Below are 20,179 nucleotides of genomic sequence, written 5' to 3'. Positions count from 1 at the left end.
TTTTTTTCCGACCCTGTTTTTCACACCATGTTTTTCTCGACACGTTCCTTCCCGCTTCGCAGCGCCCTCCTCGCCGCACTGCTCGCCGTGGGCCTCGCCGCCCACGCAGCCCCCCCCAACCACAGCGGCACGCTCACACTGCTGACAACCAGCGAGCCGACCGCGCTCGTCACCATCGGCAACGTCGCCACGCCCATCCTGAGTGTGAGCGCCAAGGTCACCGAAGGCCTGCTGAAGTACGACTACGACGTCAACCCGCAGCCGCAGCTGGCCACCCAGTGGACGATCAGCCCCGACGGCCTGACCTACACCTTCACGCTGCGCCAGGGCGTGAAGTGGCACGATGGCAAGGACTTCACCTCGGCCGACGTGGCGTATTCCATCGAGCTGCTCAAGAAGATCCACCCGCGCGGGCGCAACACCTTCGCCAACCTCACCGCCATCGACACGCCCGACAAGTACACCGCCGTCCTGCGGCTGTCCAAGCCCGCGCCGTACCTGATCCGCGCGCTGGTCGCGACCGAGACGCCCATCGTGCCCCGGCACATCTACGAAGGCACCGACCCCGGCAACAACCCGAACAACAACGCGCCCATCGGCACCGGCCCGTTCAAGTTCAAGGAATGGGTGCGCGGCAGCCACATCGTGTACGAACGCAACACGGACTACTGGGACAAGCCCAAGCCCTTCGTCGACCAGTTGATCGTGCGCTTCGTGACCGACCCGGCGGCCGCCGCCGTGGCCTTCGAGACCGGCACCGTCGACCTGGGCTACCGCACGCCCGTACCACTGGCCGACCTGGAGCGCCTGAAGAAGGTGCCCGCGCTGCGCTTCGAGACCAAGGGCAACAGCTACTCGTCGAACGTGACGCGGCTGGAGTTCAACCTCGACAACGAGTACTTCAAGAACGAGAAGGTGCGCCAGGCCGTGGCCCACGCGGTGGACCGCAACGTGATCGTGAAGGTGGTGAACTACGGCTACGGTCAAGTCAGCTATTCGCCGATCGCGCCCGGCCTGAAGTCCTTCCACGACCCGGCGCCCTCTCCCTACGCCGTCGACCTGAAGAAAGCCAATGCGCTGCTCGACGAAGCCGGCTATCCGAAGAAGACCGGTGGCGTGCGCTTCAGCGTGCCGCTCGACTTCAACCCGATCGGCTCCGACGGCGCGCGGCTGGCCGACTACCTGCGCTCGACGCTGGCGCGCATCGGCATCGCGGTGACCGTGCGTGCGCAAGACCCCAGCGCCTTCATCAAGCGCATCTACACCGACCGCGACTTTGCCTTCACCACCAACGGTGCGAGCAACCTGTTCGACCCGACGGTGGGCGTGCAGCGGCTGTACTGGTCGAAGAACTTCATCAAGGGTGTGCCCTTCTCCAACGGCACGCACTACCAGAACCCGGTGGTGGACAAGCTGCTGGAAGACGCGGCCGTGGAGAACGACCGCGCCAAGCGGCTGAAGCTCTTCAAGGACTTCCAGGACACCGTGGCACGTGACGTGCCCGACCTGAACCTCTACCAGCCGGTGTTCATCACCATCGCCAACCAGCGCGTGCACGACCACTCGCTGACGGCCGATGGAGTGGAGTCGAACCTGGCGGACGTGTGGGTGGATGAGGCGAAGAAGTAGCACGACGAGCCCGAGGCTTGCGACCCGCGCCTCTGGCCCGACGAAACCACGACTCGGTTCACGGCTGGAAGTACAGGTCCGCGAAGCTCCCGCGGATGTTCTCGCCCGTCGGCGCATAGTTGCGCACCTTCTTCGCCGCCACCGTGATCTGCGGATTGGCGCCCAGCTCGATCGACGGGATGTCACGGTGCACGATCTGCTGGAAGTCGACGAAGAGCTGGCGGCGCTTGACCTCGTCCACCTCGACCGCCGCGGCCTCCAGCAGGCGATCCACCTCCGGGTTCACGTAGTGCGGCGCGTTGGAGAACGGCAGGCCGATCTTGAAGTTCTTTGACCAGAACACGCGCTGCACACCGACCGTGGGATCGAACAGGTTCGTGAGGCTCTCCAGCGTGATGTCGAAGGCCCGTTCGGTGTAGGCCTTGGTGACGTAGGTCGCGAAGTCGTAGTTCTCGACCGCCGCGTCGATGCCGATGCGGCCCAGCGACTGGCGCACGAAGTCCGCCGCTCGCCGATCCTGGAAGGGGTTGTAGAGCAGCCGCAGCTTCAGGCGCGTGCCGCCGGCGCCGCGCTGGAGGCCGGCCGCATCGAGCGCCGCCTCGGCCTCCTTCGGGTTGTACGGATAAGGCTGGATGCTCGCGTCGTGGTAGCGCGCAATGCCCTTGCCGATCGGCGAAGCCGACGGCGTGCCGTAGCCGTACCACACCGTCTTGGCGAACGCGTTCACGTCGATGGCCTGCGCAATCGCTTGTCGCACCTCGCGCTTCTGCAGCACCGGCGTGTCCAGGTTGAAGTAGATCTGCTGGTGACTGCCGAGGTAGGGCGAGATGCGGGCGTCGATCTCGATGCCGGGGAGCTTCTTGAACCGCTCCACGTCCGACAGCGGAATGCCACCGGTGCCGTTGGCCAAGTCGGCCGCGCCCGACTCCAGCGCGGCTGCACGCGCCGCGGCGTCGAGCACGAAGCGCACCACCACGCGCTCGAGGTAGGGCTTGGGCTTGTCCCAGTAGTTCGGATTGCGCTCCAGGATGATGTGGCTGCCCTGCACCCACTCCTTGAAGATGAAAGGCCCGGTGCCCACCGGTGCGCTGTTGTACTTGTTGGACGCGATGTCGGTGCCCTCGTAGAGGTGCTTCGGCACGATCGGCGACTCGGTGGAGGCCAGCGCCGTCAGCAGGAACGGCGAGGGCTTGCTCAGCACGATGACGGCCGTGTGAGGGTCGGGCGTCTTCACCTCCACCACGTTGGCGAAGGTACCGCGCCCGCGCGGATGCACCTGCTTGAGCGTGAGGATCGAGAACGCGACATCGGCGGAGGTGAAGTCCTTCCCGTCGTGCCACTTCACGCCTTTGCGCAGCGTGAAGGTGTACTGCAGGCCGTCCGCGCTCTGCGACCAGGCAGTCGCGAGCAGCGGCTTGGGCTTGAGCTCGTAGTCGTAGGTCAACAGGCCCTCGACCACCTTTGGGCCGATCTCGGCATTGCCGCCTGCCGTGGTGGTGAGCGGAACGATCGACGAGGGCACGGGGTTGATCAGCCAGGTCAGCGTGCCGCCCGGCCGCGGCTGGGCTGTGACGGTCAGTGCCGCGAAGGCAAGAACGGCGACCACGGTCGATGCCGTGCGCTGCGGCATCGGCCGCGTGGAAGTCCAGGGTGTCGTCATGTCTTTTTCTCGGAAAGCCGAAGGGGCCGCATCACATGCAGCGGGGCCGCAGGTTAGCCGCGCGTTGCGGCGGGCCAAACAACGGATGCGCGCTTCGATATCTGTTTTTCCTGCATGCGCGGCATGCCCTCTTCGCTCCTCCTCGCGCGGCCTCGCCTTATGCAAGCAACGGCTAAGCAACACCAAAAGCCTTCTTTGGCGAGCGCACGGCCGGCGCGTAGCCTGCACGGCTCCTTCCCCCATCGAGGAACCCGCAGATGAACGATCGTTTGAAACGCGCGCACGCTTCGCGCTCCGCCGCCGTCAAGGCCGGCCTCGACCATCCGGTGATCGACACGGATGTCCATGTCAACGACTTCGCGCCGGTGCTGGAGGACTACGTGGCGCAGTACGGCGGCAACCAGCTGGTCGATGCGTTGCGCAAGGCGCTGGGTGGGCGATTCGTCACGCGCAACGGTGGCGGCAAGGACTGGTACCAACAAAGTGCCGAGGAACGCCAGTTCCATCGCACGCTGCGGGCGCCCTGGTGGGCCCGCGTGACGCGCAACACCTACGACCTGGCCACCTACACGCTGCCCGCGCTGCTGCACGAGCGTCTGGGCGAGCAAGGCTCGGACTATTCGATCCTGTTTCCCAACGACGTGCTCTCGCCAGCCGCCGCCGGCAGCGAATACCGCCAGCCGCTGCATCGCGCGATCAACCACTTCCATGCCGACCAGTACCGGCCTTACGCCGACCGCCTGACCCCGGTCGCGGGCATCCCGCTGCACACGCCGCAGGAGGGCATCGAGGAGCTCGAGTTCGCAGTCAAGACGCTGGGCCTGAAGGTGATCAACATCGCCGGCGGCGTGCGCCGGCCGATCCGCGCCATCGCCGAGAAGTATCCGGCCAAGGAACACCCCGAGATCGCCAAGCAGGTCGGCTACATCGACTTCTACGGCATCGACAGCGAGCACGACTACGACCCGTTCTGGGCCAAGGTGGTCGAACTCGGCGTGCCGGTTACCACGCACTACGGCAGCCAGGGCTGGACCGGGCGCCAGTCGATCAGCAACTACATGAACAACCACATCGGCCACTTCGCCGACGGCTCGCAAGCCTTCGCCAAGGCGCTGTTCTTCGGCGGCGTGACCCGGCGCTTTCCCGGGCTGCGTGTGGGCCTGCTCGAAGGCGGCGCCGATTGGGGGTCGCATGTCTACACACACCTGGTGGACCGCTTTGAAAAGCGCAACAAGCACGCGGTGCGCAACTACGATCCGGCGGAGGCCGACATCGAACTGCTCGCCTCGCTGTTCGAGCAATACGGGGACGACCTTCTGAAGGGCCGCACGCTCGACAAGTCCACGCTGCTGCGCGACAGCCTGGGCATTTCCGCGTTGCCGCACAGCCGCGAGCCGAACGAATCGGAGATCGATGACTTCGCGCTGGCAGGCATCGAGAAGGTCGAAGACATCCGCGACCGCTGGGTGAACAACTTCTACTTCGGCTCCGAAGCCGACGACCGCACGGTGGCCGCCGCCTTCAACGACAAGGTGAATCCGCTGGGCGTGAAGATCAACGCGATCTGGTCGTCCGACGTGGGCCACTGGGACGTGCCCGAGTTCACCGAGCCGCTGGCCGAGACCTGGGACCTGGTGCAGCAGGGCGTAATCTCCGCCACCGACTTCAAGGCCTTCGTCTTCGACAACCCGCACCGCTTCTACACGGAGGCGAATCCACGCTTCTTCGAAGGCACCGAGGTCGGCCGCAAGCTCGCGCTGAAGGATACGAAATGAGCAGCATCACACGTCTTGTGCACTGGGCCGCGACGCTCGCCCTGGCCTTGGCCGCATCGGCCCACGCCGCGCCCGACACCATCCGAATCGGCGTCGCATCGGCCGGCGGCGGCGACCCGGTCACCTTCGGTGGCTCGCCCGGCGGCGTGGCGCGCAGCAACAACTGGCTGGAGGACGAATTCAAGGCTTCGGGCATCAAGGTCGAGTGGCTGTTCTTCAAGGGCGCGGGGCCGGCGGTGAACGAGGCGCTGTCGAACAAGCAGATCGACTTCGCCTACCAGGGCGACCTGCCGCAAATCGTCGGACGCTCCAACGGGCTGAAGACCAAGCTGCTGATGGTGAGCGGCGCACGCAATAACCTCTACCTGGTGACGCCTCCCAAGTCCGACATCGAGTCGGTCAAAGACCTGAAGGGCCGCAACGTGTCGATCTTTCGCGGCACCAACGGGCATCTGGTCGCCATCAACGTGCTGGCAGCAAGCGGGTTGGCGGAGCGCGACGTGAAGGGCGTGAACCTGGACGCGGGCAGCGCGCAAGCCGCGCTGGTGTCCAACGGCGTGGACGCGGCCTTCGGAGGCTACGAGTGGTTCAAGGTGCGTGATGCGGGACTGGCCAAGGTGGTGTATTCCACGCAGGGCAAGGACCCGGCCCTCACGCGCCAGGCCTCCCTGCTGGTACGCAGCGAGTTCGAGCAGGCCAATCCGGCCGAGGTGCAGCGCGTGGTCGACGTGTTCGTGCGCGCCGCGCGCTGGTCGTCGGACGAGAAGAACCGCGACGAACTCTTCCGCGTCTGGGCGCGCAGCGGCACGCCGGTCGCGTCATGGGCGGCCGAGTTCGACCAGCAGCCACTGACCATCAGGAACTCGCCGTTGGTCGACGATTTCATCATCGCGCGCTACAAGGCCGTGGTGGCCGACGCGCTCAAGCTCAAGCTGATCCGCCGCGAGGTCACGGTCGACGACTGGTTCGACACGCGCTACCTGAAGGCGGCGCTGAAGAAGCAGGGTCTGGAGGACTACTGGACGGCCTTCGATGCCAAGGGCCAGCCCAAGAAAGCGGGCTCGTCGATCGCCTCGCGATGAGCGCGGAAGCCGAGCTGTCCGCGGTATTGCACGGCAAGGGCCAGCACGGGCCGGCGCGTGCATCGCTCCCCTGGCGACGCTTTGCCGCAACGGCCACGAGAGCGGCGGACGCCGCCCTGCCCTGGCTGCTGCCCGTTGCGCTGGTGGCGTTGTGGTTCATCGGCGCCGAGCAAGGCTGGATCTCGCCGCAGGTGCTGCCGCCGCCCCTCTTCGTCTGGGAAACCCTGCGCGACCTGGCGGTCAACGGCGACCTGTGGCTGCACGTGAGCACCAGTTTCATGCGCGTGGGCGTGGGCTTCGCCGTCGGCACGCTGTTGGGGCTCGTGCTGGGCTCCGCCATGGGCCTGTCGCGACGTTTCGAGGCCTACGTGCTGCCGACCTTCAATGCGCTGGTGCAGATCCCGGTCCTGGCATGGTTGCCCTTCGTGCTGCTGATCGTGGGCATCGGCGAGCCGCTGAAGTACATCCTCATCGCCAAGGCGGCCCTGGTGCCGGTGGCGCTCAACACGTTGCAGGGCTTTCGCCAGACGCCCGTGGCGCTGCGCGAGGTCGGCGAGGTCTACGGTTACAGCCGGCGCCAGCAGGTGTTGGAGATCGTGCTGCCGCATGCCGTGCCCACGCTCTTCACCGGCATCCGGCTGGGCTTCACCAAGGCCTGGCTGTCGCTGGTGGTGGTCGAGCTGGTGGCCTCCAGCGAAGGGCTGGGCTACCTCATCGTTTACGGCCGACAGCTGTTCCAGCTCGACCTGGTGATGGCGGCCGTGATCGTGGTGGGTGCCATTGGCTATGCCATCGACCGGCTGCTCGACCGGCTCGAGACCGCGGTGCACCGGCGACAACCCGGCGGGGCCGAGCCATGAGCGGCGCCACGCGAGACGCCGCCGAACTGGCGGTGGTCCAGCCGCTACGCCCCGAACAGCGCGGCCGCTGGCGCGGTTTCGTGTTGCCGGTGGTGGCCGTGGCGCTGTGGTGGCTGCTGTCGTCTCTCGACGTCGTCAACTCGGCCTTGCTGGTGTCGCCGGCCAAGGTGTTCGACACCGCCGTCGAGCAGGTCTTGAGCGGGCGGCTCTGGCGCGCGTTGAGCGCCAGCCTGGCGCGCGAGGCGACCGGCTTCACCATCGGCACCGTGGCAGGCTTGCTGCTCGGCATGCTGCTGGGCCTGTCGCCGATGTTCAACCGCATCGTCGGACCGAGCTTCAACACCTTCAAGCAGATCTCGCTGTTCGCATGGATTCCGCTGATCTCGGTGTGGTTCGGCCTCGGCGACGTGGCGAAGGTCGTCTTCCTGTCGCTGGCCGCGCTGGTGCCGGTGGTCGTGAACACCTGTGACGGCATCCGCACCGTGCCGCGCGGCTTGCTGGAGGTGGCGCGGGTGTACGGCTTCACGCGCTGGCAGACGGTCACGCAGGTGGTGCTGCCGGCGGCCCTGCCCGCGATCTTCACGGGCGTGTACCTCGCGCTGATCTATTCCTGGCTTGCGACCATCGGCGCCGAGTACCTGCTGGTGGCCGGCAAGGGCATCGGCAACACGCTGATCGAAGGCAGCGAGCATTTCCAGATGGACCTGGTGATCTTCGGCATGGTCGTGATCGGCACGGTCGGCTGGCTGATGAATGCAGCGGCCCGCGCGCTGGAACGCAGGCTGGCGCGCTGGACCGGCCGCACAACCTGAGATCCCAATGAGCACTCTTTCGACATCCTCTGCCTCCAACAACGAACTCGATATCCGCGGCCTCGGCAAGCGCTACACCCACGCGCAGGCCAAAAGCGGCGAGCTGCAGGTGCTCGAAGGCATCGACCTGCACGTGCCGGCGGGCCGCTTCGTGAGCATCGTGGGCGCCAGCGGCTGCGGCAAGTCGACGCTGCTGCGCCTCATCCTCGGCCTCGACAGCCAGTACGAAGGCCAGATCCTGCTCGGCGGCCAGGCCATCGCCGGCACCGGACGCGAGCGAGGCATCGTCTTCCAGGACCACCGGCTCTTTCCGTGGCTCACGGTCGCGCAGAACATCGCGGTCGGCCTGCGCAATGCGCCTTTCACGGCGAAGGAGAAAACCGAACTGGTGGCGGAACACGTGGCGCTGGTCGGGTTGACCGGCTTCGAGCGCTCGTGGCCCCACCAGATCTCCGGCGGCATGGCCCAGCGCGTGGCCATTGCGCGCGGCCTGGTCAACCGCCCCAGCGTGCTGCTGCTCGACGAGCCCTTCGGTGCGCTCGACGCGCTCACCCGCTCGCGGCTGCAGAACGAACTGCAGCGCATCTGGCAGAAGGAAAAGATCACGATGCTGCTGGTCACCCATGACGTGGAAGAGGCGGTGTTCCTCGGCGACCGCGTGGTGGTGATGCAGCCATCGCCGGGACGCATCCGGCGCATCGTCGACGTCGACCTGCCCCACCCGCGCAACCGCAGCGATCCGGCCTTCATCGCCCTGCGCGACGACGTGTTGAGCGACTTCCTCGACTTCGACAGCGACCGCGCGCCCCTCGCCGCACAGCCGGTCGGTGCGGCCGACACCGGCCAGCCGTGGCGGCTGCAGTTGGCGTGGTGATCGCTGCGATCCGTTCGCAGGCTTTTGTTTCTTCTCCTTTTCCTCTTCAGGCACTCGACCCATGGTTTCATCCACCCGCCAGTTCAAGCTCGGCGCCTTTCTCATGCAGACCGGCCACCACATCGCGGCCTGGCGCCATCCGGGGGCTCAGGCCGACGCCGGCGTCAACTTCCGCCACTACGTCGAGCTCGCGCAGAAGGCAGAGGCGGCCAAGTTCGATGCCATCTTCCTTGCCGATTCCGTCGGCGTGCGCAACAGCGATCTGGCGTCGCTCTCGCGCACCGCGCGCAGCGATCATTTCGAGCCGCTCACATTGCTGTCGGCCATCGCGGCACTGACCGACCGCATCGGCCTCATCGCGACCGTGTCGACGAGCTTCAACGAGCCCTTCAACGTGGCGCGCAAGTTCGCTTCGCTCGACCAGATCAGCGGCGGTCGATCGGGCTGGAACCTGGTGACCTCCAGCGGCACCGGCGAGGCGCAGAACTTCAACCGCGACGAGCACTTCGAGCATGCGCTGCGCTACGAGCGCGCGGCGGAGTTCCACGACGTGGTGAAAGGACTTTGGGACAGCTGGGAAGACGACAGCTTCGTGCGCGACAAGGAGAGCGGCCAATACTTCGCCGAAGACAAGCTGCACGTGCTCGGCCACAAGGGCAAGCACTTCTCGGTGCGCGGCCCGCTCAACGTCGCGCGGTCACCGCAGGGACGGCCGGTGGTGGTGCAGGCCGGCGCGTCCGAAGCCGGCCGCGACCTCGCCGCGCGCACGGCCGAGGTGATCTTCGTCGCGCACCAGACCTTCGACGAGGCGAAGGCTTTCTACGCCGACATCAAGGATCGGCTGCCGAAACATGGCCGCCACCCCGACGACGTGAAGATCATGCCCGGCATCTTCCCCGTGGTCGGCCGCACGCAGGCGGAGGCCGAGGAGAAGTTCGAACAGCTGCAGGCGCTGGTGCATCCGGTGGTCGGCCTCTCGCTGCTGTCGAACGTGATCGGGGGCTTCGACCTCTCCGGCCTGCCGGTCGACGGGCCGCTGCCCGCACTGCCGGAGACGAACGGGCCCAAGAGCCGCCAACGCCTGCTGCTCGATCTGGCGCGCCGCGAGAACCTCAGCATCCGCGAGCTCTACCTGCGCATCGCCGGCGCGCGCGGCCACCAGCAGGTGGTGGGCACGCCCGCCAGCATCGCCGACCAGTTGCAGCAATGGTTCGAGGAAGGCGGCGCCGACGGCTTCAACATCATGGCCCCGTGGTTCCCGGGCGGCCTGGACGACTTCATCACGCTCGTGCTGCCGGAACTGCGACGGCGCGGCCTGTTCCGCACCGAATACGAAGGCCGCACGCTGCGCGATCACCTGGGGCTGCGGCGACCGGTGCATCCCGCGAGTGCGGCGCGCTTGGGACGCGGGGCGCAACCGGTCGCGGAACGTCAGGCGCGCACGTAGGACTGGGCCGCAGTGGGCCGCATCAGTTGCGAGCGCAACGTCGCATCGGAGGCGAAGCGTTCCGTGATCTCGAGCACGCGGTCCATCTCCAGCGGCGTGTTGTAGCCGCCCATCGACAAGCGAAGCGCGCCCGTGTCGAGCAGGTTGCACACCACGCCTTGCGCATACAGGTACTTGCGCAGTGCGAAGGCTTCGGGGTGGCGCAGGCACACGGTGAAGCTGTTCTCGCCTTCGCGATTGGATGAGAGCAGCTGGTAGCCCTGCCCGCGCAAGCCGGCATCGAGCTGCGCGGCCAGGCCCAGTACCCACGGCGCAAGCCGCCCCACCCGGGCCTCGTCGATCATGATCAAGGCGCGCGCCAGGCCGTAGACGCCGGGGTAGTTGATGTTGCCGCCTTCGAGATGGCGCGCGTCGCCGGGTGGCCTGTCGCGCAGGGTCCAGTCCGGCACACTGCGGTCGATCTGGTTCGCGACCGATGCGCCCAGACAGGCCGGATTCAGCTCGGCCAGCAGGTCGGGGGCCACGTACAGGAAGCCGACGCCCAGCGGCCCCAGCAGCGCCTTGTACGCCCCGCACGCCAGCGCATCGATGCCCCAGCCTTGCACGTCGATCGGCAGCAAGCCGACGGCCTGGATGCCGTCGACCACCAGCCGGATGCCGCTGTTGCGGCAGCGCGCCGCCAAGGTCTGGATGTCGGCCCGGAAGCCGGTGCTGTACTGCACATACGACACCACGACCATCCGGGTGCGGGCGTCGACCCGCTGCCACAGCGCATCGACCGTGACGCGCCGGTCCTCGGTGGCGGCCACACGCACTTCGACGCCGCGGGTGCGCAAATGCAGCCATGGCACGACGTTGACCGGGTGTTCCTGGTCGTCGATCACCACGTTGTCGCCGTCGCGCCAGGGGAACCCGTGGGCCACGATGTTCAGGCCTTCGGTCGTGTTCTTGGTGAAGGCCACGCTGCGCGCGGCACCGCCGATCAGGCGGCCGACCTGGCCTCGAACGCTCTCGGCGGCGGCGAGCCATTCGGGCTTGTCGGCGCGTGCGTAGGTCACGCCGTCGAAGAAGGCCTGCACCGCCTGCGAGACCTGCGGCGACAGCGGGCTGCTGTAGGCCTGGCAGGCGTAGATCTTCTGCGCCGTGATCGGGAAATAGTCTCTGAAGCGCTGCTGCCAATCCACGTCGCCACCTTGAAGTGAAGCGGCGAATTCTAGGAGTCGGCGTTGGTTGTTTTTCGCATAAGCATGCGCGAAATCGGTCGCTTCACGGGGTGAGGTCAGAGCCCTTTCCATTCCTAGAATCTGCGTCCCTTCGATCCGGCACCCCTGCCGATCGACGCCGAGACCCATCTTCTCCCTCGCTTCTTCCTGGACCTCTCTTCATGCCGTCGATTCCTGCTTTTCCCTCGCTGCGCAGCGTTCTGCTGACCGCTGTTGCCGCTGCCGGCACGCTGTGCGCCACGCTGTCGCACGCCGGCCCGACCGTCGACACCATCAAGAAGCGCGGCCAGCTCGTCTGCGGCGTCAGCCAGGGGTCGGCCGGCTTGTCGCTGGCCGACAGCCAAGGTCGTTGGACGGGGCTCGACGTCGACTTCTGCAAGGCCCTGGCAACCGCCGTGCTGGGTTCTCCGGACAAGGTGCGCTACGTGCCGTTGAGTTCGCAGCAGCGCTTCCCGGCGCTGTTGTCCGGCGAGATCGACGTGCTGAACCGCAACACCACCGTCACCTCCAGCCGCGACGCGGGCCTGGGCATCACGTCGACGGCGATCGTCTTCTACGACGGGCAGGGTTTCCTGGTGCCGAAGAAGCTGGGCATCACCAGCGCCAAGAACCTCGACGGTGCGCAGGTGTGCGTGCAGCCCGGCACCAACAACGAACAGAACCTGGTCGACTGGTTCACCACGCACAAGCTCAAGTACCGGCCGGTCGTGATCGAGAACCTGGTCGAACTCGAGAAGGCCTTCTACGCCGGACGCTGCGATGTCTACCTGTCCGACGCATCGACCCTCGCGGCGAGCCGCTCGGCACGCGCCGGCAACCCCGACGACTACGTGATCCTTCCCGAGCGTGTGAACAAGTCGCCGCTGTCGCCCTGGGTGCGCGACAACGACAGCAACTGGATCGACATCGTGCGTTGGACCGTCAACGCCGTGGTGACCGCCGAAGAACTGGGCATCACGTCGGGCAACGTCGACGGCTTCCTGGTCAGCAGGGACCCGCAGGTTCGCCGCCTGCTGGGTGTCGACGCGGGCATCGGCAAGAGCTTCCAGCTCGACGAACGCTGGGCCTACAACGTGATCAAGTCGGTCGGCAACTACGGCGAGATCTGGGACCGCAACGTCGGCCCGAAGACGCCGCTCAAGCTCGAGCGCGGCTACAACGCCCTGTGGAACAAGGGTGGCTTGCTCTACGCACCGCCGTTTCAGTGAAGACCGAGGGACGCCGCGCTAGCTTCGCGGCATGAGCGGGCCTGATTTCGGCCTGCTCTGGCAGCGGGCCGGCTTTCAGGTCGCCGAAAGCCTGTTGTCGGTCGGGCCGGACGATACCTATCTGCGTGTCGTGCTGTCCGGTGTGGTCAACACGCTGACGGTCGCGGCCTTGGCCCTGCCGCTCGCCACCGTGTTCGGCGTGGTGCTGGGGCTGCTGCGCCTCACGCGCCATCCGCTGTTGCACCGTGCATTGGCACTGCTGGTCGAGCCTGTGCGGAACACGCCGGTGCTGCTGCAATTGTTCGTTTGGTACGCGCTGCTGCTGCAGCTGCCGTCGGTGCGCCAGGCGTGGCAGCCGCTGCCGGGCGTCTTCCTGTCCAACCGCGGCCTCGCGATGCCCTTGCTGCATGGCGCGGGCGGATGGATGGTCATCCTCGTGGCCACGGCCCTGGTGCTCTGGCGCACCGGCCGGCAGCCCCGATGGCTGCAGGGCGCTGTGCTCGCCTCGGGCTTTGTCGCACTGGCGATGGCGTGGCACGCCGTGCCACCGCTGCAGCTCGATGTGCCGATCGCAGCGGGCCTGGGCCTGCAAGGCGGCTGGAGCCTGAGCCCGGAGTTCACCGCGCTGGTGATCGGGTTGACGGTCTTCCATGCGGCCTACATCGCCGACATCGTGCGCGGTGCCGTGCTGTCGGTGCCCGCGGGTCAGGTCGATGCCGCCTCGGCCCTGGGCATGCGGCCCGCCACGGTGGCGGCGCAGATCGTCTACCCGTACGCGGCACGCGTCGCGGTGCCGCCTTACGCCAACCAATGCCTGATGCTGGTCAAGAACAGCACGCTGGCCATTGCCATCGGTTATCAAGAACTGATGGCCATCGTCAACACGATGATCGCGCAGACTGGGCGCGCGATCGAAGGCATGACGCTGGCCGCCGGCTTCTACGTCGGCATCAGCCTGCTGCTGGCCTTCTTCCTGGCACGCTACAACCGGCGCGTCAATCGCCACGGCATCGAGGGCACGGGCCCGTTGCGGCTGCGCCATCGGTTCGGCCTGCCCGCGCTTCGGGCCGATGCGCTCTGGGCGTCGCCGGTGCGTGCGGCACTCAGCGTCATCGTCCTGTCGGTCGCGGCGCTCGGCCTGTGGCTCGGGCTCCGATGGGCCGTGCTCGACGCGGTTTGGGCAGGGCCGGCGACCGCTTGCGCCGATGCGGCCGGTGCCTGCTGGGCAGCGGTGACCGAGAACAGCCGACTGCTGTTGTTCGGCACCCTTCCGGCCGCGCAGCACCACCAGGCCAGCATCGCCTGCGGACTGCTCCTGCTGGCGGTCGGCGCGCTGGTCTGGCCCGGCCTGCGTCTGCGCTGGCGGCTCGGTGTCGCCGTGGCCGCCGCATTGGGCGTTGCCGGCGTGCTCGGCGGCCAGCTCGTCGGACCGGCCCCGCTGCCGCCGGTGTCCTGGGGCGGTCTTCTGGTCACGTTGGCGCTGTCGCTGGCCGCGATCGCAATGGCGCTGCCTGCTGCGGTCGCGCTGGCGCTCATGCGGCGCAGCCCACGGCGCTGGCTGCGTTGGCCCGCCACCGCGCTGATCGAACTGTCGCGCGGCATCCCGCTCGTGGCGCAACTGCTGCTGGTCGTCTTCTGGGTGCCGCTGCTGTTCGGCGGCGACTGGTCGGGCGCCAAGTTCCAGCTGGCACTGGCGGCATTGGCGCTGCACACCGCCTGTCTTCTCGCCGAGGTGCTGCGGGGTGCCTTGCAGGCCGTGCCGCAGAGCCAGACCACCAGCGCGCAGGCGCTGGGCATGCGCCCGGTGACGGTGCTGTGGGCCATCGTGCTCCCGCAGGCCCGCCGCATCGCGGCACCGGCCGCGTTGGGCGTGTTCGTCGGCGCCGTGAAGGACACCTCGCTCGTCATGGTGATCGGGGTGTTCGATGTGCTGAACGCCGCCAAGGCCGTGGTCGCCAATCCGGGCTGGCGGTCGTACGACGTCGAGGTGTATGCCGCGGTGGCGCTGCTCTACCTGGCCCTGTGCCTGCCGCTTGCCCAACTGGCCTTGCGCATGGAGCGGTCGGCCGCCACGAAGCCGGTGCAGCGCCCCGAAGGGCTGGACCCGCTCGCGGCGCACGCAGGCCAGCCCCCGGTCACGCCGTTGCTGGGCACTTCCTGAGCAACTCCCAGGCTCCTAGGCGTTGTTCGAGACGGCAGCCAGCGCCTGGTCGAGGTCCGCCAACAGGTCGTCGATGTGTTCGATGCCGACCGACAGGCGCACCGTGGCTTCGGACACGCCCGCCTTGGCCAGTTCCTCCGGCGAGAGCTGCCGGTGCGTGGTGGACGCCGGGTGCGTGGCCAGCGAGCGCACGTCGCCGATGTTGACCAGGCGCGTGAACAGCTTCAGCGCGTCGAGGAACCGGGCGCCCGCTTCGCGCGTGCTGCCGCCGGCGCCGTCGACGCCGAAGGTCAGCACGCCGCTGGCCCGGCCGCCCAGGTATTTCTGGGCAAGCGCGTGATCGGGATGGTCTTCCAGACCCGCGTAGTTGACCCACTTGACCGCCTTGCTGGCTTTCAGGTGCTTGGCCACCGCCAGGGTGTTGTCGCAGATGCGGTCCATCCGCAACGCGAGGGTCTCGATGCCCTGCAGGATCAGGAAGGCGTTGAACGGCGAAATGGCGGCCCCGGTGTTGCGCAGCGGCACGACGCGGGCGCGCCCGATGTAGGCCGCTGGCCCCAGCGCCTCGGTGTAGACCACGCCGTGGTAGCTGACGTCCGGCTCGTTCAGGCGCTTGAAGCGCTCCTTGTGCTCGGCCCACGGAAACTTGCCGGAATCGACGATGGCGCCGCCGATGCTGGTGCCGTGCCCGCCCAGATACTTGGTCAGCGAATGCACGACGATGTCCGCGCCGTGTTCGATCGGACGGCTGAGATAAGGCGATGGCACCGTGTTGTCGACGATCAACGGCACGCCATGGCGGTGCGCGATCTCGGCGATGGCCGCGATGTCGGTGATGTTGCCGGCCGGGTTGCCCAGCGATTCGACGAAGACGGCCTTGGTGCGCGCATCGAACAGCGGCTCGAAGCTCGCGGGATCGCGGTGGTCGGCGAAGCGCGTGGTGATACCCGACAGCGGCAAGGTGTGGGCGAACAGGTTGTAGGTGCCGCCATACAAGGCCGTGCTGCTGATGATGTTGTCACCGGCTTCCGCGATCGTCTGGATGGCGTAGGTCACGGCCGCCTGGCCGGAGGCGACGACCAGCGCGGCGAGGCCGCCCTCGAGCGCAGCGACCCGCTGCTCGAGCACGTCCTGTGTCGGATTGTTGATGCGGGTGTAGATGTTGCCGGGAACCTTCAGGTCGAACAGGTCCGCGCCGTGCTGCGCGCTGTCGAAGGCGAATGCTACGGTCTGGTAGATGGGCGGTGCTGCGGCGCGTGTCGTCGCTTCCGGCGAATAGCCAGCATGCACAGACAGGGTTTCGAATTTCCAGGGGTTAGACATCAAGGTTCTTTCACATCGAGAAAGGCGCGACTGACTGCGGAGAGATGTCAGCCGCACGGGGCCTGAATTCTGGGCGTGTGCGTTCGAACGCGAAACATCAAAAACCGATGTTCGATATGTGAAAAATCGCAGTGGCGGCTGCGGCGCCGGCGGCGCTGATCTCATGCAGAACGAGGCTTTCATATGCAAAGCAGATCTGCGTCGTTGAAGCGCCGCCAGCACCGGGGTACGCTGCGACGTCCAACTATCTAGGAGCCACGAAGATGTCGAATCATGTCTACAAGTCTCTGGAGCTCACGGGCTCCTCCGAAGTCAGCATCGAGGATGCGATCAAGACGGCCATCGCAAAAGCCAATGAGTCGATCCGGCATATCCAGTGGTTTTCCGTCACGGAGACGAGAGGTCATGTCGTGGACGGTGCCGTGGCTCACTGGCAGGTGACCATCAAAGTCGGGTTCACGCTGGAATAGAGCCAGAAGACAGAGCCTACGGCCCTGTGCGGTTGTTCGCCCAATTCCGAAAGCGCCAAGGCGCGCCGAATATCGATCCGCGAATTTCGTCTTTGGCGAGCACCGCCCGCGCGGCCTAGGATCGTTCGGCAAAAAGCCAACTCGACGTCTCTCGGCGCACCGAGCGATGCGCTTCCGAAAGCCCCGATGCCCGCGTTCGACACCGACCTCTCCGACCCCTGGATCGCCCGCGCCGCGGCGCTGCGCAAGACCTTCCACACCGACGCCGTGCTGCGCGACGAAGCGGGCGGCCGCCCGCTCGAGCCGGTGCGCCTGCTGCGCAAGAGCGGATTGCTCTCGGCGGCCATCCCCGCCGAGTTCGGCGGCGCTGGCGCCTCCTGGCGCACGGTGCTGCGCGTGGTGCGCGAATTTGCCAAAACCGACGGCTCTCTGGCCCATCTGTTCGGCTACCACCACCTGCCCCTGCATGCCGTCAACGCACGCGCTACGCCGGCACAGCGCGAGACGCTTCTGCGCGCCTCGGCGCAGGGCCATTGGCTCTGGGGCAACGCGGGCAATGCAATGTCGCCGACGTCTACCGCCCGGCGTGACGGCGATGCGTGGGTCATCGACGGCTTCCGCCCGTTCTCCTCGGGTTCGCACGTGGCCGACCGCCTGCTGATCTCCTGGGAGAACCCGCTGGGCCTGCGCGTTTCCGCCGTGGTGCCCCAGGACCGCGCGGGCATCGTGATCGAGGACGACTGGGACGGCATCGGGCAGCGCCAGACCGGCAGCGGGACCGTGCGTTTCGAGGGCGTTCGCGTGGGCGACGACGAACTGCTCGGCCAGCCGGGAGAGCCGCTGACGCCCTTCGCCTCGCTCACCACCCTGCTGCAGCAGAGCGTGCTGCTCAACGTGTTCCTCGGCAGCGCGCAGGGCGCACTGGAAGAAGCGCGGGACTACACCAACACGGTGTCGCGGCCCTGGATCCATTCGGGTGTCGACCGGCACACCGACGACCCCTGGGTGCAGCGCAAGTACGGTGAGCTCGCCATCCGGACGCTGGCCGCCACGGAACTCGCCGAGGACGCGGCAGCGCAACTCGACGCCGCCTATGCGCAAGGCCGCGACTTGAACGACGCGGACCGGGGCCAAGCGGCGATCGCCGTCGCCACGGCCAACCTGTATGCGGGCGAGACGGGTCTCTCGGTGTCCAGCGAGATCTTCGAAGTGATGGGTGCGCGATCGGCCACCACCGCCAACGGCTTCGACCGCTTCTGGCGCAACACGCGCACGCACACGCTGCACAACCCGGCCGAATACAAGAAGCGCCTGCTCGGCACCTGGTTGCTGACCGGCGCGCACCCGGAGCCGGCCCTGTACCGCTGAGCCGACGCCCTGTTTTTGACCTGGAAGGAACCCATGCCTCGCGACCGCCTTCTCCTGCTCGCCCCCGGCTTCGCCGACCCCCAGCATCCCGGCGAGCGCTTCGTCTGCCCGGACTGCCTGCCCATCGAAGGACTGCTGGCCGCGGCGCCCGAACTCGCCGCCGCGCTCGACATCTCGCACCTGCCCTTTGCGCGGCCGCGCACCGAGGTGATCGCCGCGCTCGACGAAGCGCACCAGGGACTGCCGGTGCTGATCCTCGGCGACGGGCACCCGGCGCCGGCCGATGCGCTCGCGCTGGGCGACACGCGCTTCGTCACCGACACCCGCCGGATCCTGGAACTGCTGGCCGAGCGCCACGGGTTCCCGAAGGTCCACTGACCTTTCCATCCCTCACGAGCAGAACCGCGTTCATGTCCGCCTCCATCGCCTATCTCCATGCCGACACCGGCGTCCCGCCGCAGCTGTTCGAGCCCGACACACGCAACCCGTTCCTGGCACGCGCGGTGGAACTGCGCGAACGCTTCAACCAGGACGCCATCGCGCGTGACCGCGCGGGTGGCCGCCCCGTAGAGCAGATCCGCCTCCTGAAGGAGAACGGCCTGCTCGCCCTGCTGTTGCCGCGCGAGCACGGTGGAGAAGGCGAACCGTGGTCAACTGCCTTGCGCATCACGCGCACCTTCTCTCAGGTCGACGGCTCGCTCGGCCATCTCTTCGGCTACCACTACAGCAGCCTGCTGAGCCCGCGCCTGCGCAAGGAACCGGAGAAGACCGCCGACCTCTGGCGCCGATCCGTGCAGGGCAACTGGTTCTGGGGCAACACGGCCAACAGCTTCTCCCGAAGCTTGTTCGGCCGGCTGGAAGGCGACTGGTTCGTGCTGGACGGTTACCGCCCATTCACCTCCGGTTCGCACGTGGCCGACTTCCTGTCGGTGGCCTGGGAGGATGAACAGACCGGCGAACGCCGCTTCGCCGCCATTCCTTCGGACCGAGAAGGTCTCGTCATCGAGGACGACTGGGACGGCATCGGGCAGCGCCAGACGGGCAGCGGCCGGGTGAGCTACCGTGGCGTGCGCATTCATGCGAGCGAGGTGCTCGGCGCTCCTGTCCCACTGAACCCGACCGGTGCGCCTGCGGAGGCTTGGCGCACCGTCACGCCGCTGCAGCAGCAGAGTGTGCTGCTCAACGTCTTCGTCGGCACCGCGCAGGGCGCACTGCGTGCCGCACGCGACTACACCCGTCACAAGTCGCGCCCCTGGCTGCATTCCGGCGTCGAGCGCCACATCGACGACCCCTGGATCCAGCGCCAGTACGGCGAGCTCTACGTGAAGACGAAGGCCGCGACCGCGCTGGCCGATCGCGCACTCGTCGCGCTCGACCACGTGGCTGCGCAGGGCGAAGCGCTGACGCACGCGCAGCGCGGCGAGGCCGCGGTGGCCATCGCCGCCGCCAACGTGCTCGCCGGGCAGGTCGCGCTGGAAGTGACCAGCGAGATCTTCGAGGTGATGGGTGCCCGATCTGCCGTGCGGCCCGAAGGCTTCGACCGTTTCTGGCGCAACGCGCGCATCCACACGCTGCACAACCCCGCCGAATACAAGACGCGCAACGTGGGGCGCTGGTTCGTCAGCGATGCGCTGCCCGAGCCGGGCACTTTTCAGTAACACCAACAGCCGTCCACGAAGATCGAACGCGCGCTCCGGGCATGCCCGGAGCGCGCGTCGGCGTCGACAGGAGATTCGCCTGCCTAAGCCGTGGCCGCCTTGAGGCCGGCAGAGGATTCGCGGCGCCGCCAGGCATCGATGCTCCAGGGACCGGCACCGGCGAAGGCGATGAACAGCAAGACGAACGAGAACAGCACCGCAGCCTCCCCTTGGTTGAGCGATGGTGCCAGCACGAAGCCCTTGGACGCGTGACCGAGGAAGTAGGCGAAGGCCGCCAGCCCCGACAGCACGAAGGCGACCGGCCGTGTGAACCAACCGATCAACAGCAGGATGCCGCCGAAGAACTCCAGCACGCCGGCCAGGCCCAGCAGCGAGACGAGCGGAAGGTTGTCGAAGAACGCGACGTGCGGAAAGCCGAACAGCTTCGCCGAACCGTGCTGGATCAGCAGGTAGGCAGAGACGATGCGCAGCACCGAGAGCGTCGGTGGAACCAGGCGATCTGTATTGGGAATGGTCATGGCAGTGAGAACGATGGAAGTTGAACAAGGGGAACGCACCGAAATTCTGTGGCGGCGCCGGGCACATCCCAAGTTCGAAATTCGTACTTCGAGCCTCGCTTTTGATGGGCG

The 20,179-nt window shown here is 67.2% G+C and carries 17 protein-coding genes; 13 read left to right on the top strand and 4 right to left on the bottom strand.

Annotation, left to right across the window (positions count from 1 at the left end):
* Positions 1 to 27: 27 nt before the first annotated feature.
* Positions 28 to 1,629: an ABC transporter substrate-binding protein gene (locus N8A90_RS12895; protein WP_262075303.1), complete on the top strand. Its 1,602-nt coding sequence runs from the start codon at positions 28 to 30 to the stop codon at positions 1,627 to 1,629.
* Between the two features lie 58 nt (positions 1,630 to 1,687).
* Here N8A90_RS12895 and N8A90_RS12890 read toward each other — a convergent pair whose 3' ends face one another.
* Positions 1,688 to 3,289, bottom strand: a complete 1,602-nt coding sequence (locus tag N8A90_RS12890; protein WP_410087672.1) for an ABC transporter substrate-binding protein — start codon at positions 3,287 to 3,289, stop codon at positions 1,688 to 1,690.
* 257 nt (positions 3,290 to 3,546) lie between these two features.
* On the opposite strand from N8A90_RS12890, the gene N8A90_RS12885 reads away from it, so the two are divergent.
* The 6 genes from N8A90_RS12885 (at position 3,547) to N8A90_RS12860 (ending at position 10,139) form a co-directional block, all read left to right on the top strand.
* Complete coding sequence (locus tag N8A90_RS12885; protein WP_262075302.1) at positions 3,547 to 5,064, top strand: amidohydrolase family protein; 1,518 nt, start codon at positions 3,547 to 3,549, stop codon at positions 5,062 to 5,064.
* Entirely contained in the window at positions 5,061 to 6,146 is a 1,086-nt protein-coding gene (locus N8A90_RS12880) for an ABC transporter substrate-binding protein (protein WP_262075301.1), read from the top strand. Before N8A90_RS12885 ends, N8A90_RS12880 begins: the two co-directional genes overlap by 4 nt.
* The gene (locus tag N8A90_RS12875) at positions 6,143 to 7,006 is read left to right on the top strand and encodes an ABC transporter permease (protein WP_262075300.1); all 864 of its coding nucleotides are present in this window, start codon (positions 6,143 to 6,145) and stop codon (positions 7,004 to 7,006) included. Before N8A90_RS12880 ends, N8A90_RS12875 begins: the two co-directional genes overlap by 4 nt.
* Positions 7,003 to 7,818 carry an ABC transporter permease gene (locus N8A90_RS12870; protein ID WP_262075299.1) on the top strand — a complete coding sequence of 272 codons (816 nt, stop codon included), beginning with the start codon at positions 7,003 to 7,005 and terminating at the stop codon, positions 7,816 to 7,818. Before N8A90_RS12875 ends, N8A90_RS12870 begins: the two co-directional genes overlap by 4 nt.
* Before the next feature lie 7 nt (positions 7,819 to 7,825).
* Positions 7,826 to 8,692 (top strand): ABC transporter ATP-binding protein, encoded by an 867-nt coding sequence (locus N8A90_RS12865; protein WP_262075298.1) that lies wholly within the window; start codon positions 7,826 to 7,828, stop codon positions 8,690 to 8,692.
* A gap of 61 nt (positions 8,693 to 8,753) precedes the next feature.
* A complete protein-coding gene (locus tag N8A90_RS12860; RefSeq protein ID WP_262075297.1) occupies positions 8,754 to 10,139 on the top strand; it encodes an LLM class flavin-dependent oxidoreductase in 1,386 nt (461 codons plus the stop codon).
* Here N8A90_RS12860 and N8A90_RS12855 read toward each other — a convergent pair.
* Positions 10,124 to 11,323: an aminotransferase class V-fold PLP-dependent enzyme gene (locus N8A90_RS12855; protein ID WP_262075296.1), complete on the bottom strand. Its 1,200-nt coding sequence runs from the start codon at positions 11,321 to 11,323 to the stop codon at positions 10,124 to 10,126. The two genes, N8A90_RS12860 and N8A90_RS12855, sit on opposite strands and share 16 nt — an antisense overlap.
* Before the next feature lie 200 nt (positions 11,324 to 11,523).
* On the opposite strand from N8A90_RS12855, the gene N8A90_RS12850 reads away from it, so the two are divergent.
* Both N8A90_RS12850 and N8A90_RS12845 read left to right on the top strand, forming a co-directional pair.
* Positions 11,524 to 12,570 carry an amino acid ABC transporter substrate-binding protein gene (locus N8A90_RS12850; RefSeq protein ID WP_262075295.1) on the top strand — a complete coding sequence of 349 codons (1,047 nt, stop codon included), beginning with the start codon at positions 11,524 to 11,526 and terminating at the stop codon, positions 12,568 to 12,570.
* A 31-nt stretch (positions 12,571 to 12,601) separates the two neighbouring features.
* A complete protein-coding gene (locus N8A90_RS12845; protein ID WP_262075294.1) occupies positions 12,602 to 14,731 on the top strand; it encodes an ABC transporter permease subunit in 2,130 nt (709 codons plus the stop codon).
* Between the two features lie 15 nt (positions 14,732 to 14,746).
* Here N8A90_RS12845 and N8A90_RS12840 read toward each other — a convergent pair whose 3' ends face one another.
* On the bottom strand, positions 14,747 to 16,054 hold the full coding sequence (locus N8A90_RS12840) for an O-acetylhomoserine aminocarboxypropyltransferase/cysteine synthase family protein (protein WP_262075293.1): 1,308 nt from the start codon (positions 16,052 to 16,054) through the stop codon (positions 14,747 to 14,749).
* 263 nt (positions 16,055 to 16,317) lie between these two features.
* Here N8A90_RS12840 and N8A90_RS12835 point away from each other — a divergent pair, with 263 nt between their 5' ends.
* From N8A90_RS12835 to N8A90_RS12820, 4 genes are all read left to right on the top strand, one after another.
* The gene (locus N8A90_RS12835) at positions 16,318 to 16,524 is read left to right on the top strand and encodes a dodecin (RefSeq protein ID WP_262075292.1); all 207 of its coding nucleotides are present in this window, start codon (positions 16,318 to 16,320) and stop codon (positions 16,522 to 16,524) included.
* A 186-nt stretch (positions 16,525 to 16,710) separates the two neighbouring features.
* On the top strand, positions 16,711 to 17,892 hold the full coding sequence (locus N8A90_RS12830; RefSeq protein WP_262075291.1) for an acyl-CoA dehydrogenase family protein: 1,182 nt from the start codon (positions 16,711 to 16,713) through the stop codon (positions 17,890 to 17,892).
* A 33-nt stretch (positions 17,893 to 17,925) separates the two neighbouring features.
* Positions 17,926 to 18,270: a DUF3088 domain-containing protein gene (locus N8A90_RS12825; protein ID WP_262075290.1), complete on the top strand. Its 345-nt coding sequence runs from the start codon at positions 17,926 to 17,928 to the stop codon at positions 18,268 to 18,270.
* Between the two features lie 32 nt (positions 18,271 to 18,302).
* A complete protein-coding gene (locus N8A90_RS12820) occupies positions 18,303 to 19,550 on the top strand; it encodes an acyl-CoA dehydrogenase family protein (protein WP_262075289.1) in 1,248 nt (415 codons plus the stop codon).
* 83 nt (positions 19,551 to 19,633) lie between these two features.
* Here the strand turns inward: N8A90_RS12820 and N8A90_RS12815 are convergent, their stop codons facing one another.
* Complete coding sequence (locus N8A90_RS12815) at positions 19,634 to 20,068, bottom strand: DoxX family protein (protein ID WP_262075288.1); 435 nt, start codon at positions 20,066 to 20,068, stop codon at positions 19,634 to 19,636.
* Positions 20,069 to 20,179 lie beyond the last annotated feature (111 nt).

The organism is Variovorax sp. N23, from assembly GCF_025486315.1.
Taxonomy (GTDB): Bacteria; Pseudomonadota; Gammaproteobacteria; order Burkholderiales; family Burkholderiaceae_C; genus Variovorax.
Note: the sequence above shows the minus strand (reverse complement) of the source record. Positions and strands in the feature narration are given on the sequence as shown.

Bases quoted from the DNA above. Each gene is read 5' to 3' on its own strand.
- N8A90_RS12895 (WP_262075303.1), top strand. From the start codon at position 28: ATGTTTTTCTCGACACGTTCCTTCCCGCTTCGCAGCGCCCTCCTCGCC.
- N8A90_RS12890 (WP_410087672.1), bottom strand. From the start codon at position 3,289: ATGACGACACCCTGGACTTCCACGCGGCCGATGCCGCAGCGCACGGCA.
- N8A90_RS12885 (WP_262075302.1), top strand. From the start codon at position 3,547: ATGAACGATCGTTTGAAACGCGCGCACGCTTCGCGCTCCGCCGCCGTC.
- N8A90_RS12880 (WP_262075301.1), top strand. From the start codon at position 5,061: ATGAGCAGCATCACACGTCTTGTGCACTGGGCCGCGACGCTCGCCCTG.
- N8A90_RS12875 (WP_262075300.1), top strand. From the start codon at position 6,143: ATGAGCGCGGAAGCCGAGCTGTCCGCGGTATTGCACGGCAAGGGCCAG.
- N8A90_RS12870 (WP_262075299.1), top strand. From the start codon at position 7,003: ATGAGCGGCGCCACGCGAGACGCCGCCGAACTGGCGGTGGTCCAGCCG.
- N8A90_RS12865 (WP_262075298.1), top strand. From the start codon at position 7,826: ATGAGCACTCTTTCGACATCCTCTGCCTCCAACAACGAACTCGATATC.
- N8A90_RS12860 (WP_262075297.1), top strand. From the start codon at position 8,754: ATGGTTTCATCCACCCGCCAGTTCAAGCTCGGCGCCTTTCTCATGCAG.
- N8A90_RS12850 (WP_262075295.1), top strand. From the start codon at position 11,524: ATGCCGTCGATTCCTGCTTTTCCCTCGCTGCGCAGCGTTCTGCTGACC.
- N8A90_RS12845 (WP_262075294.1), top strand. From the start codon at position 12,602: ATGAGCGGGCCTGATTTCGGCCTGCTCTGGCAGCGGGCCGGCTTTCAG.
- N8A90_RS12840 (WP_262075293.1), bottom strand. From the start codon at position 16,054: ATGTCTAACCCCTGGAAATTCGAAACCCTGTCTGTGCATGCTGGCTAT.
- N8A90_RS12835 (WP_262075292.1), top strand. From the start codon at position 16,318: ATGTCGAATCATGTCTACAAGTCTCTGGAGCTCACGGGCTCCTCCGAA.
- N8A90_RS12830 (WP_262075291.1), top strand. From the start codon at position 16,711: ATGCCCGCGTTCGACACCGACCTCTCCGACCCCTGGATCGCCCGCGCC.
- N8A90_RS12825 (WP_262075290.1), top strand. From the start codon at position 17,926: ATGCCTCGCGACCGCCTTCTCCTGCTCGCCCCCGGCTTCGCCGACCCC.
- N8A90_RS12820 (WP_262075289.1), top strand. From the start codon at position 18,303: ATGTCCGCCTCCATCGCCTATCTCCATGCCGACACCGGCGTCCCGCCG.
- N8A90_RS12815 (WP_262075288.1), bottom strand. From the start codon at position 20,068: ATGACCATTCCCAATACAGATCGCCTGGTTCCACCGACGCTCTCGGTG.